The organism is Oculatella sp. FACHB-28, assembly GCF_014696015.1.
GTDB lineage: Bacteria > Cyanobacteriota > Cyanobacteriia > Elainellales > Elainellaceae > JAAUTN01.
The window spans coordinates 104,021-121,998 of sequence record NZ_JACJPJ010000094.1; the positions used below are offsets into that span (position 1 = coordinate 104,021).

The window sequence follows — 17,978 nt, forward strand, 5'->3', positions numbered from 1 at the left end:
GTGGCGTTATGCGCCGATCCACGGACCCCAAATCGCAAAGGTAATGCCGGGGTTTTGGATATTGACGAAGAGGGTTTCACCGTCGGGGGCAAAGCAAACTCCGGCAAGTTCGCTGGGGTTGAGCGCATTGTCAGCAAATGGGTAAAGCTCCCCGTCTGGGGTAACTCCGACGATGGATTGGCGATCGCTCCCATCTTCACAAACAAACAAGTCTCCAAATGGCGACAGAGTGATGTTATCGGGGTTTTTGAGGTGATTTGCGTCAGTCGGTTCAATAAATAGCTCCAGGGTGCCGCCTTGCTCAGCAGTACTGCCCAGAACGTAGCGCCAGACCTGCCCTAACTCGGTTGCGCCGCCGATGGTGCAGCAAAAGTAAAATTCGCCATTGCCATACCAGATGCCTTCACCCCGGCTGAATTGGGCTGCGCCAGAATTCGCCCCTTCTAGCCGCACGGTATCAGTAGGGGGGTTGGGGTCAGCGATTGTCACCCACTCTGCCTGCATTGGTTGCCCCACCGGAATTGTTCGGGTGCGGTTGCTGGTGTCGAGCGTTAACAGGTCGGGCAGGGCGATCGCCTGCAACACGCCACCTGCCTGCAAATTACCAGGCTGGTCTGGAATGAAGCGATAGAACAAACCGTCTGGACGATCTTCGGTTTGATACACAATCCCAGTAGCAGGATCAACAGCGATCGCCTCGTGGTTAAACCGCCCCATTGCCACTAGCGGAACGGGATCGACGGGTTCAGTGGCGCTAGCTAAAACCTCAAAGTTGTAGCCATGAGCAGCGTCAACCGCTTCCATATCTGGCGTGGAAACGTCTTCTTCACAGCTAATCCATGATCCCCAAGGGGTCGCACCTCCAGCACAGTTGCGGTGCGTGCCTGCCAGGGAAACAAAATCGCGAATGATGCGGCGATCGCGATTCAAAATCAGTGTAGTAGTGCCGCCGCGTCCGGTGGAGTCATAGGTTTTGTGGGAAGGAGCGATCGCTGCTGGCTTATCCCATTCGCCCAGATTCATTTCATGGTTGCGAACCAGAATGATCGTGTTGTCGCGTCCAGCAAATGCCGCCATGCCATCCGGGTTGCCTGGAACTGGATGGCCATCGCTCATCACATTTCCGGTCTGCGAAAGAATCCGATATTGGAATCCGGGAGGCAAATCTAGCAACCCGTTAGGATCACGCACCAAAGAACCGTAACCCTGACTCCGAACTGACTGACCCCGAATTTCCTTGGAATACAGCGCCTTGAGCGGAGCAGCAGCCAAAATGCTTCCGGCGGCTCCAGCTCCTGCCAGGGCAAAAAATTTTCGTCGTGAAACCATCCGTTCTCCTGAGCCTAGCGGATTTACACTGTAGCTCTCTCAGCCATAAAACAGCTTTTTGGGATTCAAACCAAAATTTTCACCTCAGCTGCACAAGCGGTCGCGCGTTCCCTCGCTTGCTCAATTGTTTCACCTGTGGCAAGAGCTACTCCCATGCGACGGTTTTTGTAGCAGGTGAGTTTGCCGAATAGTCGTAGCTTTGTCTCAGGAATCTGGAGTGCACGATCAGCTCCGGTCGTTTGAGGACTTTCTCCCGCTTCGGGAGCCAAAATCACGGCAGAAGCACTGGGTTTGATCAGGTCGATGGAGCCGATGGGCAGTCCCGCGATCGCCCTTACGTGCAGCTCAAACTCTGACATGTTCTGGCTGATCATCGTCACCATGCCGGTATCGTGCGGGCGGGGACTGACCTCACTAAAGTAGACGGTTTGCTCTCCATCCGGTTCACCCTGAATGAATAGCTCCACGCCAAAAATGCCCCAACCGCCCAGAGCGTCAGTAATTTTGCGGCCAATGTCGTGACATTGAGCCAACGTAGCTTCTGGCAGGGGGCAAGGTTGCCAGGACTCCCGATAATCACCGCTTACCTGCACATGACCAATGGGTGGGCAGAAGGCAGTGCCCTCAATCGATCGCACCGTTAGCAACGTGATCTCGGTGTGAAAATCAACAAATCCTTCGACAATGACTCTGGCATTTTTAGCCCGACCACCCGTGTGAGCATAGTTCCAAGCAGGCAAAATCTGAGCTTCGGTGCGCACAGTGCTCTGTCCCTTGCCTGACGAACTCATGACAGGCTTGACAATACAGGGCAAACCGATAGCCGCGATCGCCTCCTGATACTCCGCCTCCGTTTCCGCAAACCGATAGGGCGATGTCTTTAGCCCCAACTCCTCAGCCGCCAGCCGTCGGATGCCTTCTCGATTCATCGTCAGGTTCGTTGCCTGGGCAGTTGGTATGACACGCCAGCCCTCTTGCTCTAGCTCGATTAGGGTTCCGGTAGCGATCGCCTCAACCTCTGGCACGATTACGCTCGGACGCTCTTTGGTCACCAGCCAACGCAGCTTTGCCCCATCCAACATATCCACGACGTGAGCGTGATGGGCAACCTGCATTGCAGGTGCATTCGCATAAGAGTCAACTGCAATTACTTCTAAACCCAGGCGCATTGCTTCGATTGCCACCTCCTTGCCCAACTCTCCTGAGCCGAGCAGCAGCAGCCGTTGGGCATTGGTAGTTAGCGGTGCCCCCCAAACCTGATGAGTTGAAAGAGAAGCTGGAGCATTCATGACGGTAAAAAATGATGGAAAAACGATGGAAAACCAGAGTAATACTGGACATTCTCAGGTCGCTTCATTATCATGCCTTACTCTGGAGTCCGGTTCTAGATTTTAGTCACGAGCCATACAAATGATCAGTCAAATCATCAGGCGGTGGTCATTGGGCTGGATCATTAACCAATGACACTAGCCAAAATCAAATTATTCTGACCAGAATTTGAGTCATTCTGACCAAAATCAAGCTCGTCTTTGCCAGGAGAATCGATTTTCTCAGTGTTTTTCTCAATTTTTTTCAGATAAATTTCGTTCAACTGTACTTTTTTCTCTAAATTGTGTGTAATATCGCTGGTAAATCAGTAAGTTTCACAGCAGAGAAACTTCTACCGACCGATAACAGGGTGGCATCTTTTAAGGTTTGTATCCTTTGACTAAGACTGGCAATTCTGACTTAAATTAGGTACCATGCGCTAGCGCTAATCCCGCTGCACTGACTGTTTCTAAACTCAATTCGATTGCCTAACTTCTTCTAACTTCTGAACGAGCGGACAAAACTGTGTTTAGCAGCTTCAAGGGTTTACTATCAAAAAAGACTAAAGGGATCGGGATAGAGTTGACTCCCGAACGAGTCAACATTGCGCGGCTGAGAAAAAAAGGTCAGGCGTTTCAGCTCGTCACTCTGGCATCTGCCGAAGTTCCAGAGGGAGTTTTTCAAGAAGGGCAGATCGTAGACTCTGCGACGATGGCAGAAATCATTCAGTCAGTTGTTGCAGAAAGCAAGATCAAAATTAAGAACGCCGCGACTGCTATCCCCGGTGGACGGGACACCGTTACCCGCATCATTCCAGTACCTGCAGAGCTAGATGATCGTGAGCTGCGGGAAATGGTTCTCAACCAGGAAGCTGGACTATATCTACCATTCCCTCGTGAAGAGGCAGATGTAGACTACCAAAAACTCGGCTTCTTTGTGGATGAAGACGGGATCGAAAAGGTGCAGGTGTTGCTGGTAGCCACTCGCAAAGAGGTAACTGATTCCTATATCAGCACCTTCCAACAAGCAGGCATCACAATCAATGCGTTGGAAATCAGCAGTTTCTCCTTAATCCGAACGATTCGAGAGCAGCTCAGGCAGTTTACGCCACAGGAAGCCGCGGCGATCGTCGATATTGAGTTTGAAAGCACAGAAATTTCTATCGTTGTGGATGGAGTTCCTCAGTTCTCTCGAACCGTGCCCATTGGAACGTTTCAGATTCAAAGTGCGCTCAGTCGAGCGATGAATTTGCCTCCTTCGCGCAGCACTGAGCTACTCCAAGGAATGACGGTTCCAGTAATGCCGATGGACAGCGTTGGGATGCCCAAAATGGGTGGAACCAATCCTGGAACGGCGGCAATGCTGAGGGTTTTAGGTGAATTGGCGGATGAACTTCGCCGTTCGATCGATTTCTACCTCAACCAAGGCGACAACTTAGAAGTAGCACAGCTTTTGTTAGCGGGTCCCGGTGGGGCGATCGGGCAGCTTGATGAATTCTTCTCTCAGCGGTTAAGCTTGCCTGCCAGTCAGGTCGATCCGGTTGCGGCACTTTCGCTTGAGGTAGACCAGGAAATTCCTTCAGTTCAACGACCGGGGCTAGGGGTTGTTTTGGGTTTGGGTTTGCGGGAGGCATGGTGATATGTACAGTCTAGATATCAATTTTCTGAATGACCGGGTTGAGCGTCCGGCAGAAACTGGCAGACCCGACCCTCGTATTGTCCAGGACAGTCCTCGACCTATCTTTTTAGGGGTAGGGGTCGCAGCGCTGCTGCTAGGGTCTGTAGTCGGGCTATGGGTTTTCTTGCAGAGTCGTAATGCGGCTTTGGCTCAGCGGCAGGCTGAGCTAGATTCTGAGCTAGCTGCTTTGCAGGCTCAACTCTCTGAAGTGGATACGATTAATCAGCAAATTACAGCGATTAATACTGAAGTTCAGGCTTTAGGGTCGGTCTTTAATCAGATCAAGCCCTGGTCAGCACTGTTGCAGGATATTCGCGATCGCGTCCCGGCTAACGTTCGGATTGGTTCAATTGAGCAACTGAGTGATGAAGAAAGCGCCACAGCTGCAGCTGCTGGTCAACCCTCACCTGCGGCTCAACCTGCTCCAGCGGCTTCCCCAACCGATCCCAATGCTGCTCCAGCCGATCCCAATGCTGCTCCAGTTGCCCCAGCTCCACCAACCACGTCAGTAGTTCAAATCTCTGGGCTGGCTCGTTCATTCGACGATGTGAATGACTTTGTCCTGACGTTAAAGCGATCGCCCTTCCTAGAAGCTGAAGAGACTCGCCTCTTAACCGCTGAACTCATCGACAACCCAACCCAAATTGAGTTTGGGGAAGGTATTCAGTCCAACAATATTGAGGTAGAACTGCCCCAGGTGGTTCAATATACAATTTCTAGCCAGTTAACCGATCTTCCGGCATCAGAATTGTTTCAGGACCTGGAGCGAACCCTGGCTGTCGGTTTGACGGCTAGAATTCAAGCACTTCGAGAGAGAGGAGTCATTCAGCCATGACCGTCGGTGGAGATTTCGTCCCTTCAGGGGACAGAAGAGAATATGACGCTGGGGGCAACTACCCCACAGTATTTGGCATTAGACTCACCCCATCTGTAAGTGGGATCTTGATTGCTCTTTTGGGGTTGGGTGCGTCAGCCTACTTACTGATCAACCTGGTGCAACCAACTTGGCAGCGAAACCAGGAATTGCGTCAGGATGTTGCTGCTAAGGAAAGCCAGTTGATTAACCGTGAGGAAAGTCAGCAGCAAATTCAGGAAGCAAGGGCTGAATTGGCAGAAGCTAGACAGGTGAGAGCTGATGTTGTCGCTCTATTTGCCAATCAAGAGAGCATTGACACGCTGCTACTTGACTTGAATGAACGCATCCAGGCAGTCAATGCCGGAATTCAGGATGAAGATAGAAGGGCAAACTTGACCCGGTTTGAGCTAAATGAAGAATTGTCTGGCGTAGTCACTGACAGTTCACTGGGTACAGAGGTTAACAACCGGATAGAACGACGTGTATACGATGTCGAGCTTGAGGGCGATTTTCCTCAAACTCAGTCAATCATGCGAAATATCGAACGATTACAGCCTTTGCTAGTAGTCAAAAATCTTAATTCTGAACTAGATTTTGCTGCACAAAGTATTCTAATTGATGCTCAAGGCAGACTACTGCCAAATGGTCAACCCGTCACTCGCATTACCACTGCCTTCCAGCTACAGGCGCTTGTACCGGTAGAAAATACCCCTGCTCCTGCTGCTAGCCCTCCCGCAGCAGGAACGACAGAAGGGGAAGCGGTTGAGGGAGCCACTAATTAGTTAGACATCTGTGCAGAAGTGTAAATCTGCACCATCAGGGGCATGTTCGTGGATGCGTTAAACCGCATCAAGCCTAACCTGGCTCAATAATCAATTCAATTCAACGTTAAAAGGGTTTCTGAAGGAGGAGTGGACTGTGAAGCATCTTGGACTTGGTAGCGCTTTGGGCAGCAGTATTTTGACGAGTGGAGCCTGGGTGCTGTTGGCAACTCAACCAGCTTTTGCTCAAGCAACTCAGGTGACGAATGTCAGGCTCAATCCTAGTGGGCAAGGGGTTGATGTGATCTTGGAAACGCGAGATGGCGATCGCCCTCAAATCTTTACCGTCAGCCAGGGCAACACACTGGTTGCCGATGTCGTAAACACCCAACTCGCTCTGCAAGACGGCAACGGCTTCTTGCAAAATAGCCCTGCTCCAGGAATTAGCTCTGTTGTCGTCAGTCAACTTGATGCAAACAGCGTCAGAGTCACCGTTACAGGCGATGCCGAAGCTCCGTCTGGTCAAATTTCTCAAGGTAATGAAGGCGTAGTCCTGAGTGTCAGCCCTGCCGAACAAGGCTCAATCGCACAACAGCCCAGCCCAGCCACCTCAGAAGCTGCTAACACAGACTCCCAAACGGTTGCACAACGCCAGCCCGTTGCCCAGACTCCAGACGATGTGCTAGTGCCAGACCCACAGATTGAAATTGATGGGGTTCCAATTCCAGCCCCCACTCAGCAAAACTTTACCCCACCTCTACAACCTCGTGCAGTTGCCCCACCTGTCGGTGACATTGCAGTTTCTCTGGTTGACACCTCACCCCCAGCGATCGACCTAGGAACAGGAGAATTGGTACCTCGTCTGGTGTTGCGCGATGCACCCGTGCGAGATGTGCTGTCTCTGTTAGCCCGGGCCGCTGGCCTTAACGTTGCTTACATCGGGCAAGACTCATCCCAGACGGAAGATGCTGCTGCTGCTCCCGACGGAGCTGCCTCAGACATCAGAATTTCTCTGGACATTGAGAATGAGCCTGTCCAGGATGTTTTCAACTACGTGCTACGGATTAGTGGGCTAGATGCAAACCGTACAGGACGCACGATTTTCGTTGGGCCGAGCCTACCTAACGAAGCCCGTCAGTTAGTCACTCGCAACTTGCGGTTAAACCAGGTTCCCGTAGGAACGGCCCTCAACTTTTTGGTTGGTCTAGGTGCTGAAACTGCGGTTAGCCGTCAGCGTCAGGTTACCTTCGTGAGCGCCATTCCGGTTGAGACGGGTGCTGAAGGAGGTGCAACGGTCACTGAGCAGTCAGCCCAAACGTTTACGGAAGAGAGAATTGAAACTCAGCGCGTAGATTTTGAGGATTCTACTCCTTTACTTCGAGGCTTGCAGGTAGTGGGTGACGAACGTACCAATTCCGTCACTTTGGTTGGTGCACCCAATCAAGTTGAGATTGCAACTGCCCAGCTAGTTCAACTCGATGTTCGTCGTCGCCAAGTTGCAATCAATCTTCGGGTTGTGGATGTTGACCTTCTAGCAATCGATCGAGCTTCCACCAGCTTTTCTTTTGGTGTAAACGATACTTTCTTCAATGTCGGTGGTCGCAATGGCCTTGGCGTTGAGTTTCTTGATCCTGGTACACAGCGTGATCGCAACTTGGTTGCAGCACTTAATCTTGAGGTGGAAAACCAGAATGCTAAAATCCTTACTGATCCAACCCTGGTTGTTCAAGAAGGGCAAACGGCTGAGTTGCAGTTGACTGAAGAAGTCATTACTAACTTTGAGATTGAAACCAGTGGAACCGGTGATGATAGAACTCAAACCGTTACGGTTGAGCGAACTCCTGCAGGTTTGATCTTGCAAGTTCAGGTCGATCGCATTGATGACAATGGCTTTATTTCATTGTCGGTAGCTCCTTCGATCTCTGCTCCTACTGCGGTAGAAGAGGTTGAACTACTAGACAACTCTGTTGAAATCACTCTCCTAGCGGAAAGAAGGCTAACTTCTGGACAGGTGCGAGTACGAGATGGTCAGACACTCATTCTTTCCGGCATCATTCAAGATGAAGATCGGACTATCGTGAGTAAGGTTCCTATCTTGGGTGATATTCCTTTGCTAGGTGCCCTATTTAGAAGTACGGAGCGGGAAAACTCTCGTCAGGAAGTGATTGTGATTCTGACCCCGCAGATTTTAGATGACTCAGATGGTTCTACGTTTGGCTATAGCTATACGCCGCAGCGGGAGACGCAGCAATTCTTGGAGGACCGTACTCGTCCTACCCAAGAAGATTAGGAATTAGCATGAGTTAGTCTCGCCATTTCAGTTGCTCATTGTGCCTCTGAAATGGTAAAAGGAGCTGCCGAGCACAGCGCGTTCGGCAGCTCCTTTTGCTTATGCCGTAGAAGATAACCAATGCAGGTTTTAATCTGCATTTAACAGGACTTACAGAGGAAAATGATGCATAATTGACGAGATCTATTTTCGCTGCTGAGATTTCCTAGTTTCATGAGCAAATTATTCTCCAAGTTTGGCCTTGCTTTAGTGACTCCGGCAGCACTGCTGACCGTTGGTGTGAGTGCGCTTTCAGCTAGTGCCCAGTCAATGTACACTCCAGTTCCATTGGATAGTAGCAACGAAATTACGGATACGCTTACAGATTCAGATATTCCAACAGGGTTTGGTGGGTTTGCACGGGATTATCTGGTTACGTTTGAAGCAGGCGATCAAGTGGCAATCGATCTAACTTCTGATGAGTTTGATACCATCATTACCTTGATTGGACCGGACGGTGCAACATTTGGTGAGAACGATGACGGACCCGATGGCACAACCAACTCTCTCTTATTTGCTCGGATTACTGTACCAGGTAGCTATATTGTTCGGGTTAGACCTTACGCAGGTCAAGGGTTGGGTTCTTTTAACCTGAAAGTTACTCGTCTGCGTCCGATTTAAGTTCTTGGTCTGGGGCGCTGCTTTTAGCTGGAACGTACAACTGCGGTGCCCTTTGCCCTCCTGACTGAATGGGTAAGTTGTTTGTAGTGGTGGTTGAAGCAGGTGTTGATGTAGTGCTACTCGCACTACTAGACAAAGATGATGGATGAGTAAGTGAGTGGCATAGCAGCGTCAATAGACAGGAACAGACTGCTAGTAACCACAGATCTAGAGCCTTACTCGACAGTCGTCGATCGCCCATTGTTAGAGCAAAATATTGGATTGAGTGGGTGGAGTGGGATCTAGAGCGATCGCCCCTGGGCTTGGTCATTGTTACTATTCCTATCCTTCAACATTGCTTTGACGCTTTGACCTGAAAGAGGTTCCAATCCGATTCATCAACTTTATGGCAGCCTCATCAAGCAGCTTACCCAAACAAGCACTCGCGACCTATCTCTGTCTACAGAAAGAGTAGGGGGCTTATTTCAGGTTAGATGAAACTCTCCCTCTTGAGGGGCGACTTGATTTGGTCAAGTCTGATACTTCTAGGGGAAGTTAAGTTTTCCTGGAGAGGATCTATGTCCCCTAACCCAAATGCTGTTACATCTGACTATCTGCCTGAAGAAACCCAGAAGACGGTAGATGCATTTTCAAAGCTCGGCACTGATGAAAAGCTGGCATTTCTCTACTATGTCTACACAAAGATGGGAGATTCTGTAACTCCAGCGGCTCCAGCAGCAACCGAACCTGAACTTGCGCCTCAACTATTGGGCGATGTGTATGAGATGTCAAAGGACGAGCAGCTTGGCGTAATGCGGGCAATCGTCAATCAGGAAGATACTGACCTATCTCGTGCCTACGGTGCGTTGAAAGAAAATAACCAGCTTATGGTTTGGTTTGCTTGGGCGCAGGCAATGGGCACCACAATTATTGGAATGCCTGATGATTACCAAATTCCGCAAGCTATCAGCCAGCTCCTCAGCCAGATTGAAAATCTAGATTTTCAGGAGCAAATTTCGATGCTGCGCGAGGTGGCAGGCAGTATGGGCTACAGCGACGTAAAGGCAATTCCTAGTCAAGCAGAAACTGGCAAAACCGCTAGCCTATAAGCAAGTCACGTAGCAGGGTCGCACGATGTAATAGCTGTAGTTGTTGGGTGTGTTTGGCAAAATTGCAGTAGAAGGACTACCTGGGGGAGGTCAGGTTCAGGAAACTGTGAGAGAATCGGCCCAGACTTTACTTAAAGCCAGTCTAGTAAGCTAATTCCCTTAAATTTGCTCATGCACCACAGTTTTTTGATCCGAATTGCAGCCATTCCACTCGTTGCGACTGGGTTATTGGCTACTGTGTCCACTGCTCCAGCCGCCGCTGTCGGTAATGATTACCAAACTTGTGCAAATGAGTTGCTGAGTGCAGGTATTTCTGAGGAAGAAGCCGCCGCTGCCTGTGCGGCAGCTCTTAATCCTGAAGAGCTATCTGAATGTGTGATTGCCATTGATGCGGGGACTGCAGTTGAGGCAACGGACGCACTATCGGGCTGTCGGCGGGTACGTCGTCCAGATGAATTGTCAACTTGCGTGGTTGACGTCGCTTTTGATGTTGATGCAACAGAAGCCTTGAATGTGTTGGACTATTGTCGTCGCAGCCTATTACCAGAACGCTTTTCAGAATGTGTTGTGGGGTTGCGGACTGAGGTTGGGTTTCCAACGGATGAAATTCTCAATACCTGCATTGCAGCAGGCGATCGCCCCCGTGAGCTGTCCCCCACCTTCATTCCTCTAACCCCAAGCCAAACTCCTATTAACCCAAATATTCGAGTCACTCCTATCCTGCCGGGGGGACAGTAGAGCGTAGCAGAATTCTATGGGGGCTTGGCATTGCCAAGCCCCTACAAAGTTTTTATCCCTGACTTGCCTCCTCAGCTCTATCTCTTGCCGCTGAGCAGTTTTGGTCTCTGCCAGTCGCGCGGGTGTCAGCACGGCAGGCTTCCCAGGCAATTTGACCGGCCAGGGTGGGGAGCAGTTGAGTTTGCCGTTCTAGTGCCCGCTGAAAGAAGGTTAGACTTTCCTGGTCTCTTTCCTGCTGCACCAAAATTTGGGCTTTGAGATAGAGCAGGTCGGGGTTATCGGGCGTTGCTTGCAAGGCTTGCTCAACAGCTGCCATAGCTTCGTCTTGCTGGTCAAGGTCGCGGTAGGCGATCGCAATCCCCCGTTGCGCTAAGTATTCAGGAGCCGCATAGTTCTCTAGGCGTTCAATCGCCTGATCTGGATCGGAAAAAGGCAGATTTACTGCCAACATCAAATCCATGTATCCCTTCAACAGATTTAGCTCTGGATCAGTAGGGTCAATTTCTTCGGCTGCCTTGAGGCTATCAAACACTAGTTGAAGTTTGCTCAGGGCAGTAGGCGTTCCTCTAACGACCCCTTGAACGGTTATCGTATGGGCACCTTCGAGAAAATGACCAGCAGCGATATAGATGTTGCCCCTTAGGGGATCTGTTGCAATCAGCCGCTCAGCCGCCTCGCGGGTCAGGGTTGCATTCTCTGACATGGCATCTAGATCTTCATTCATAAAAGCCAGAGAAGCTTTCATAGCATAGGCAAGCGGTTCATCGGTTTGGGCAGACTGGAGCAACTGCTCAGCCGAGCGATAGTTTCCTTGCTCAAATAGCGCATTGAAAGCTGCTTCGGTCTGGTCATCGATCGCCCGAGGATTGCTTTCTCTAAACGGATCGCCTGCCAGCGATGGAGTGACCCATAGGGTAGCGATCGCCATTGCTCCAGCGATCGTAGCCACAGCCTGTCTAGCAGCTACTAAAACGGGTTGCTTTTTATTGTGTCCGTGCGATAAATCAATGGAAACAGACTTTAGCCCTTTTATGCCTCTAGATTGGAGCTTTTGTAGCGGTAGAGACGTTGTAGGCGTTCCGGTCATAATTCAGCCTCAATAAAGTTGTAGTGAAGGAGTTAAATCAAGATAGTTTCAACACGCCGTATAGCGTCAGTACACAGATGGATTTCACGCATCTGGGTGGATATGGATCGCACCAATTATCCACATTCAAAAGCGTATACCTCAGAGGTTAAGAGAATTTTGAGGACATCGACTATGACGCGATCGCCCTGAAGGGGTTCCTATTTGTATCAAGTTTGCAAATTCCTAGACTAGTATAGAAATCACATCGCTGCTTGCCTGACTGCTAATGCTCTATCTTAGAAATCTGGTTTATCATCCCGCTGCAACTCCAACCGCAATTCTGAAATCGATCAATTTAGAATTAGCGCCTAAACAGATGGGATTGGTAATCGGTCCGAGCGGCTCTGGCAAAAGTACGCTACTCGAAATTTTGGCAGGTTTAGCGCAAAAAACATCCGGCGCAATTCACTGGCGCAGTCAAGAACTCACACCCGAACACCTTCAGCAACTAGGTGGATTGGTTTTTCAGTTTCCAGAGCGCCACTTCTGCGGCAGCACGATTCTAGATGAACTGCGGCTGGGCCATCCTGAACTGGGCAAAGAACGCATCGAGCAAGCCCTTCAGCAGGTTGGGCTGGCTCACATACCGCTAAAAACCTCGCCTCACTCGCTCAGCGGTGGGCAGCAACGGCGCTTAGCTCTGGCAGTCCAGTTGATTCGTCAGCCCTATTTGCTGCTGCTAGATGAACCCACAGCAGGGTTGGATTGGTCGATGCGCCAACAGTTAGTGAGTTTACTGGCAAAGCTCAAGCAAGACTGGAGTTTGCTAATTGTCACCCACGACGCTGGAGATTTACTGGCGATCGCCGATCAGTGCTGGACGCTCAATCACGGTGAGCTTGCTCCAGCAGATCCCGCTAAGCTGGCAATTGGTAGACCACAGCCCGTGAGATAGGGAAAAAAAGAGGGGTGAGGAATGCAAGACGAAGGGAAAGGCAAAATTTTTTTGCCTGTCATGGCTGAACTGTGGCAGGAGACAGTAGGCTGGCAGCCTGACAAACAGCAGCAGACAAAATTTCAGCGTCTCTATGAGCTGATTCTAGAAGGCAACCAAAAACTCAACCTAACGCGCATCACAGAGCCGCAGGAATTTTGGGAAAAGCACCTGTGGGATTCTCTCCGAGGCATTGCTTTTCGGTTGAAGGACAACAAAACTCCAGTGAATGAGTTAACTTCCTCGTCCTTGCAAATCCTTGACATTGGTACTGGAGCAGGTTTTCCTGGGCTGCCCGTGGCGATCGCCCTACCTCACGCAACCGTCACCCTACTCGATTCAACCCGCAAAAAAATCGCTTTCCTCGACTCTCTCATCCCTGAACTGTCTGTTGAGAATGTGAAAACGCTAGTGGGGCGAGCAGAACAGATGAGGGGCGATCGCCAACACCGAGAACAGTACGATTTAGCGCTAATTAGAGCCGTTGGTTCTGCCTCAGCCTGCGCTGAATATGCCCTACCGCTACTGAAACCGGGCGGCTCAGTGGTTCTCTACCGAGGACAGTGGACAGATGCGGAAGCAACGGAATTGGCTCAAACGGCTGAGCGATTTAACGGCAAACTTGACACAGTCGAAGAATTTACCACGCCGCTAACTCAAGGTATCCGTCACTGCATCGCTGTGCAGAAAGTTAGCTCTAGTCAAGTCAATTTGCCCAGGAAAACAGTTTCTTCACCGACTTAGCCCTACATACTTATTGCTGAGAAAGCCGCTGAACCGTCTTGCCGCCTAGAAGCTGGTGAGTTTCTTCTAAAAGGGCTGGAATTTTGTCGGCGTGGGGACTCTGAGATAAACATTGGCGCAAGTCTAGACTTTTCACTCGATCGGCTTTGTTGCCGGGAAACCAGTGACTCGCATTGCCCAGCATGTTGTAGCGAGTTTGAGCGAAATCAACCAGGTCGTAGGCGATCGCCAAATTCCTCAGCCACAAAATCGACCGAATATTCATGCCTCCTGGTGTTTCCTCTGGTTTGGGTAGCCCAATGTGCCAGGTTTTGTACCAGGTTTCGCCTAAGCGGGCGATCGCCTCATTCTCCAACCGTTTTAAAATTAGCGGCAAAACAGTATCGGTCTGGTCGAGCAGTGGCAGTGCCTTCAAATGCTCATCAAAATCTTGAGGTCGCGCCGCCCCAATGCTAAGCGTGTGAACTTGAGCATGGCTGAGGCAAAACAAATCGTTAAATACCATTGGGCTGAGCGGGGCACACAGTTCTACTAGCTTCGGGGACGGTTGATAGAGCATTCCGCCTTTGTCAGAAGGGCTGATGATGAAAACGCCCATATCTCGCTCAGTCGCCGCTTCGATCGCTGCCCAGTTGATTTGATTGATGTAGTACCAGTGCAGGTTAATGTAGTCGAACTGGTTAGTCTCAACCGTTCGCAGAATGATGTCGGTTGGCGCGTGAGTCGAGAAACCAATGAACCGCACTTTGCCCTGCTGCTGAAGCTGTCGCGCTACATCTAAACAGCCACCAGGACGAATGCTTTGGTGTAGCAGTTCAGGGGTATTGATACCGTGCAACCCTAACAGGTCAACGTGGTCGAGCCGCAGGTTAGAGAGGGACTGGTCAAAGGTGCGGCGAAACTCTTTAGGGTCTTCGCATGGACTCACTTTGGTTTGCACAACTAGCTGTTCTCGCGGCAGCTTTGGCAAAATTCGCCCTAGCTGTAGCTCTGAACTGCCATAGCCTCTAGCGGTTTCAATGTGATTGATGCCCACTTCTAGCGATCGCCGAATTGTGGCTTCCAGGTTTTTCTGGCGATCGTTTGGAATGCTCCATCCCGGCACGTCTTTCCAGGAATGCTGATAACGCATTCCACCGCAAGAAAACACGGGCATCTGTAACTCTGTCCGGCCAAAGCGTCGATACTGCATGAGGTAAAGCGTCAGGGAGTAGAGAACGGCAATACTTAGAACTTAACATCCCTGAACTTAACATTTGAGTAGCTCCCGTAGGATGCGTTAGGCGCTAGCCGTAAAGCATCGTCCACAATTCCAGTGCACTACGCCCACAAGCTCCATCATTTAGAAGCTATGCAGAACCCCAAAGGAGCCATGCAGAATCATTCAACAGCTATGCGGAACTGTTGAGAAGCTATGCGGAACTACAAAGGAGCTAGGCAAAACTGTTGAGGAGCTATGCGGAACTACAAAGGAGCTATGCAGAACTATTGAGGAGCTGTGCAGAACTATTGAGGAGCTATGCAGAACTATTGAGGAGCTGTGCAGAACTGTTGAGGAGCTGTGCGAAACTACAAAGCAGCTGTGCAGAACTACAAAGGAGCTGTGCGGAGTCGCTGAGCAGCCAAACCCTGAGCCGTAGGACGAGTCAAGCAAAGCTTATCCGTCCTAACGTCAGGCATGGAGTGCGTCAGGTATTGCCATAACGCACGTTGCTGATTGCTCGGTGCGTTACGCTGCGCTAACAGCACCCTACTTTGAGGTCAAATCGCTAGATTGCTGTCTAAGTAAGTTGCTCAGGATGCGGTTACTCCATTTCCCGCACGCTCGCCTCTCCGTCTTTGACTTCACCAATCAAAACCACATCAGTTACGCCAACAAATAGCCCATTCTCCAGCACACCAGGAATGTTGTTTAGCGTCTTTTCCAGTTCCGCAGGATTATCGATCGCCTCAAACGTCACATCCAAAACCATGTTGCCCTGATCGGTAATGACTGGGCCGTCTTTCTTTACGCCCATCCGCAATTCTGGTTTGCCGCCTAGCGCTTCGATTGCTTTGGTGACGGGAGTAATTGCCATCGGCAGCACTTCTACAGGCAGCGCAAAGGTGGAGCCGAGGCGATCGACCAGCTTGGAACTGTCCACCACGACGATGAACAGCTTTGCTAGAGAATCCACCACTTTTTCGCGGGTGTGAGCCGCTCCGCCGCCCTTAATCAGATTCTTTTGCGGATCAACTTCGTCTGCGCCATCAATGGCGATGTCAATTTGGTCAATTTCGTCCAGGGTGGTTAAAGGAATGCCATACTGTTTTGCTAGAACGGATGCCTGAAAAGAGGTAGGAATGCCTTTAATATCCTTCAAGTCGCCAGATTTTAGGCGATCGCCTAAATGTTGAATTGCAAAGGCAGTAGTTGACCCCGTGCCTAACCCCACAATGGAACCTGACTGCACGCGGTCGGCGGCAGCTTTGCCCACCTGCTGTTTCATCAACTTAACGGGATCAAGTCCTGTAGTCATTGGCAAACCCTCCTGTGAAAAGCTTCTGCGAAAAGACAGACGGTTTCTAGCATGACGTAAAGTTGTCCCAATTCCTAGCCTCTCAACTTCAAGCGTTTTCGATTGATCCAACCCTTATGAATGCAAGCTCAAATTTCGCCGCTGATGATGGGGTGCCATTTTCGCTGGAGCAGTGCCGCCAACGCCTGAAACGCGCCAGTTCTAGTCAGGAACGGCTGAAGCTGCTCTGTCGGGAAGGGTTGCTATTGATGCAGGCGGGACACTATGAGCAGGCGATTGCCAGCTACGAGCAGGCATTGCAGCTTCAACCCGATGATGCTGAGATTCATCACTATCGGGCTGTGGCATTGGAAAATTTAGGACGCTATCGACAAGCACTTGCTGCCTACGACCAGGCAATTGGAGTGAGTGTAAATCCCAGTGCCCAACTTTGGAGCGATCGCGGCAACGCTTTGCGAAATCTCTCTCGCCATGCCAAAGCGCTGGAAAGCTATGAAAAAGCGCTGACCCTTCAGCCTGATCACCCCAAAGCGCTATCTGGCAGAGGTCTGACGCTGATGATGATGGGACGGACGAAACAGGCATTAGCAAGCTGCAACCTGGCAGTAGAACTGGAACCCAAATCCGAGGAAACCTGGAGCAGTCGAGGAGCAGTCTTGCTAATGGCGCATCGAGATCAGCAGGCGCTAGCCGACTTTGACAAAGCGTTGGAACTTCAGCCTGGGTTTAATCGAGTCTGGTTTAACCGTGGCGTGGCGCTGTTGCGGTTGAGGAAAGAGACAGAGGCGATCGCCAGCTTTGAGCAAGCGTTGAGTGACGCACCAATTCGTCGTGAGGTTTGGCACTCTAGCGCCTGGGTGAGCTGGGGCTATGTGTTGCTTAAGCTGGGGCAATTTGAGCGGGCGATCGCTAATTTTGAAAAAGCGTTAGAGCTTCAGCCCCGTTCCTATCCGGCAGCGCTGTACAAACTGATCGGTTTAGTTTTATCGGGTCAATTTTTTGCCTATGCCACCCGTCCAGCGAGTCGAGGAAAGCTGCTGCACGATTTTGGTACGGTGATTCATTTCCTCAAATATCGCCTGCTCTTTTTTGTAGGTCTCATTCTTTTCCTATCTCAAAGCCAGAGAGACTGGGCAGATACCGTTCGGCAAGTAGTTCCGACCCTATTTTCCGGCGTAATCATCGCTTTGCTGATTGCCGACTTATGGAAAAACAAATCTAAGTTAGAACTAGTTTGGAAAGCCTATTTCCAAAGCGGCATCTTAACCTACTTTCGTGCAGCGGCAATTATTGTAATTACACTTGGGACGTATTCGATCGCCGATTACTTTGCACCACCCTTTATGCGCTGGGGCTGGGCAAACCTGGTGTTTGGGCAACCAGGAAATATTATTTTCCAGCCGTTTAATTTGTTCAGTTCTGCTGTTACTGAAGTCAGCGATCTAACTGCTCCAATTAGTAATTTAGTGGGGGCGATCGCCCTACAGTTCGCCTCAGCTTTGACTTTAAATCTTCAATCTTTAGGAACGCAAATTACCGAAAACCAGGCAACTACTGGCTTTAACTATAGCTCACTCTTTATTATTGGATTTTGGTTATTGTTGCTTCTAGGAATTCCCTTCTGGGCAAAGCTAGAAGAGCTAATCTTCCGTCAAGGTGCTAATACCTGGAAGCAAATTCTGATTCGCTCCACCCAATTTGGCTTGGTTCATTTGTTAGCTGGAATTCCGATTTTAGGTGGGTTTGTGCTAATCGTACCGGGTTTTTTATTTGCCTGTCGCTACAAGTATGTCCACGATCGCCAGTTACGCAAAACCGCCGATCCACTTCAAGCACGAGAGGCGGGCGTGATGGCTAGCACAGCCGACCACGCGGTATACAATGCGATTTTGGTTAGCTTCGTTGCCAGTTTGTTTTTGCAGCAGTCTCTCGGCTGATTCCTAAA

At 50.3% G+C, this 17,978-nt stretch carries 16 protein-coding genes; 10 read left to right on the top strand and 6 right to left on the bottom strand.

Translation table 11 applies throughout. From position 1 onward, the window contains the following. Positions 1-6: 6 nt before the first annotated feature. Positions 7-1,329 (bottom strand): alkaline phosphatase PhoX, encoded by a 1,323-nt coding sequence (locus H6F88_RS25540; protein WP_190645627.1) that lies wholly within the window; start codon positions 1,327-1,329, stop codon positions 7-9. A 65-nt stretch (positions 1,330-1,394) separates the two neighbouring features. After that, positions 1,395-2,618, bottom strand: a complete 1,224-nt coding sequence (purT, locus tag H6F88_RS25545; protein ID WP_190645628.1) for a formate-dependent phosphoribosylglycinamide formyltransferase — start codon at positions 2,616-2,618, stop codon at positions 1,395-1,397. 544 nt (positions 2,619-3,162) lie between these two features. Between purT and pilM the strand changes: the two genes are divergently transcribed. The 5 genes from pilM to H6F88_RS25570 all read left to right on the top strand — a co-directional run bounded on the left by pilM (position 3,163) and on the right by H6F88_RS25570 (position 8,881). Then, positions 3,163-4,275 (top strand): type IV pilus assembly protein PilM, encoded by a 1,113-nt coding sequence (pilM, locus tag H6F88_RS25550; RefSeq protein ID WP_190645629.1) that lies wholly within the window; start codon positions 3,163-3,165, stop codon positions 4,273-4,275. 1 nt (position 4,276) lies between these two features. Beyond that, positions 4,277-5,149 (top strand): PilN domain-containing protein, encoded by an 873-nt coding sequence (locus H6F88_RS25555; protein WP_190645630.1) that lies wholly within the window; start codon positions 4,277-4,279, stop codon positions 5,147-5,149. Further along, entirely contained in the window at positions 5,146-5,952 is an 807-nt protein-coding gene (locus H6F88_RS25560) for a pilus assembly protein PilO (protein ID WP_190645631.1), read from the top strand. Before H6F88_RS25555 ends, H6F88_RS25560 begins: the two co-directional genes overlap by 4 nt. A gap of 136 nt (positions 5,953-6,088) precedes the next feature. Further along, complete coding sequence (locus H6F88_RS25565) at positions 6,089-8,221, top strand: AMIN domain-containing protein (RefSeq protein WP_347277741.1); 2,133 nt, start codon at positions 6,089-6,091, stop codon at positions 8,219-8,221. Positions 8,222-8,434: 213 nt separating this feature from the next. Beyond that, entirely contained in the window at positions 8,435-8,881 is a 447-nt protein-coding gene (locus tag H6F88_RS25570) for a PPC domain-containing protein (protein ID WP_190645632.1), read from the top strand. Here H6F88_RS25570 and H6F88_RS25575 read toward each other — a convergent pair. Next, entirely contained in the window at positions 8,859-9,191 is a 333-nt protein-coding gene (locus H6F88_RS25575; RefSeq protein WP_190645633.1) for a hypothetical protein, read from the bottom strand. The two genes, H6F88_RS25570 and H6F88_RS25575, sit on opposite strands and share 23 nt — an antisense overlap. Before the next feature lie 247 nt (positions 9,192-9,438). On the opposite strand from H6F88_RS25575, the gene H6F88_RS25580 reads away from it, so the two are divergent. Continuing rightward, on the top strand, positions 9,439-9,969 hold the full coding sequence (locus H6F88_RS25580) for an orange carotenoid protein N-terminal domain-containing protein (protein ID WP_190645634.1): 531 nt from the start codon (positions 9,439-9,441) through the stop codon (positions 9,967-9,969). Positions 9,970-10,140: 171 nt separating this feature from the next. Next, complete coding sequence (locus H6F88_RS25585; protein WP_190645635.1) at positions 10,141-10,707, top strand: hypothetical protein; 567 nt, start codon at positions 10,141-10,143, stop codon at positions 10,705-10,707. 52 nt (positions 10,708-10,759) lie between these two features. On the opposite strand, the gene H6F88_RS25590 is transcribed toward H6F88_RS25585, so the two are convergent. Then, on the bottom strand, positions 10,760-11,794 hold the full coding sequence (locus H6F88_RS25590) for a Sll0314/Alr1548 family TPR repeat-containing protein (protein ID WP_190645636.1): 1,035 nt from the start codon (positions 11,792-11,794) through the stop codon (positions 10,760-10,762). Positions 11,795-12,062: 268 nt separating this feature from the next. Between H6F88_RS25590 and H6F88_RS25595 the strand changes: the two genes are divergently transcribed. Together H6F88_RS25595 and rsmG are read left to right on the top strand one after the other, a co-directional pair. Further along, positions 12,063-12,731 (top strand): energy-coupling factor ABC transporter ATP-binding protein, encoded by a 669-nt coding sequence (locus tag H6F88_RS25595; protein WP_190645637.1) that lies wholly within the window; start codon positions 12,063-12,065, stop codon positions 12,729-12,731. A gap of 21 nt (positions 12,732-12,752) precedes the next feature. Continuing rightward, positions 12,753-13,514: a 16S rRNA (guanine(527)-N(7))-methyltransferase RsmG gene (gene rsmG / locus H6F88_RS25600; protein WP_190645638.1), complete on the top strand. Its 762-nt coding sequence runs from the start codon at positions 12,753-12,755 to the stop codon at positions 13,512-13,514. 10 nt (positions 13,515-13,524) lie between these two features. Here the strand turns inward: rsmG and H6F88_RS25605 are convergent, their stop codons facing one another. After that, complete coding sequence (locus tag H6F88_RS25605) at positions 13,525-14,706, bottom strand: aldo/keto reductase (protein WP_190645639.1); 1,182 nt, start codon at positions 14,704-14,706, stop codon at positions 13,525-13,527. 613 nt (positions 14,707-15,319) lie between these two features. Further along, on the bottom strand, positions 15,320-16,033 hold the full coding sequence (rpiA, locus tag H6F88_RS25610) for a ribose-5-phosphate isomerase RpiA (RefSeq protein ID WP_190645640.1): 714 nt from the start codon (positions 16,031-16,033) through the stop codon (positions 15,320-15,322). A gap of 116 nt (positions 16,034-16,149) precedes the next feature. On the opposite strand from rpiA, the gene H6F88_RS25615 reads away from it, so the two are divergent. Continuing rightward, complete coding sequence (locus tag H6F88_RS25615; RefSeq protein WP_190645641.1) at positions 16,150-17,970, top strand: tetratricopeptide repeat protein; 1,821 nt, start codon at positions 16,150-16,152, stop codon at positions 17,968-17,970. Positions 17,971-17,978 lie beyond the last annotated feature (8 nt).

Bases quoted from the DNA above. Each gene is read 5' to 3' on its own strand.
- H6F88_RS25555 (WP_190645630.1), top strand. From the start codon at position 4,277: ATGTACAGTCTAGATATCAATTTTCTGAATGACCGGGTTGAGCGTCCG.
- H6F88_RS25590 (WP_190645636.1), bottom strand. From the start codon at position 11,794: ATGACCGGAACGCCTACAACGTCTCTACCGCTACAAAAGCTCCAATCT.
- H6F88_RS25560 (WP_190645631.1), top strand. From the start codon at position 5,146: ATGACCGTCGGTGGAGATTTCGTCCCTTCAGGGGACAGAAGAGAATAT.
- H6F88_RS25570 (WP_190645632.1), top strand. From the start codon at position 8,435: ATGAGCAAATTATTCTCCAAGTTTGGCCTTGCTTTAGTGACTCCGGCA.
- purT (WP_190645628.1), bottom strand. From the start codon at position 2,618: ATGAATGCTCCAGCTTCTCTTTCAACTCATCAGGTTTGGGGGGCACCG.
- H6F88_RS25585 (WP_190645635.1), top strand. From the start codon at position 10,141: ATGCACCACAGTTTTTTGATCCGAATTGCAGCCATTCCACTCGTTGCG.
- H6F88_RS25595 (WP_190645637.1), top strand. From the start codon at position 12,063: ATGCTCTATCTTAGAAATCTGGTTTATCATCCCGCTGCAACTCCAACC.
- H6F88_RS25605 (WP_190645639.1), bottom strand. From the start codon at position 14,706: ATGCAGTATCGACGCTTTGGCCGGACAGAGTTACAGATGCCCGTGTTT.
- H6F88_RS25540 (WP_190645627.1), bottom strand. From the start codon at position 1,329: ATGGTTTCACGACGAAAATTTTTTGCCCTGGCAGGAGCTGGAGCCGCC.
- rsmG (WP_190645638.1), top strand. From the start codon at position 12,753: ATGCAAGACGAAGGGAAAGGCAAAATTTTTTTGCCTGTCATGGCTGAA.
- rpiA (WP_190645640.1), bottom strand. From the start codon at position 16,033: ATGACTACAGGACTTGATCCCGTTAAGTTGATGAAACAGCAGGTGGGC.
- H6F88_RS25575 (WP_190645633.1), bottom strand. From the start codon at position 9,191: ATGACCAAGCCCAGGGGCGATCGCTCTAGATCCCACTCCACCCACTCA.
- H6F88_RS25615 (WP_190645641.1), top strand. From the start codon at position 16,150: ATGAATGCAAGCTCAAATTTCGCCGCTGATGATGGGGTGCCATTTTCG.
- H6F88_RS25580 (WP_190645634.1), top strand. From the start codon at position 9,439: ATGTCCCCTAACCCAAATGCTGTTACATCTGACTATCTGCCTGAAGAA.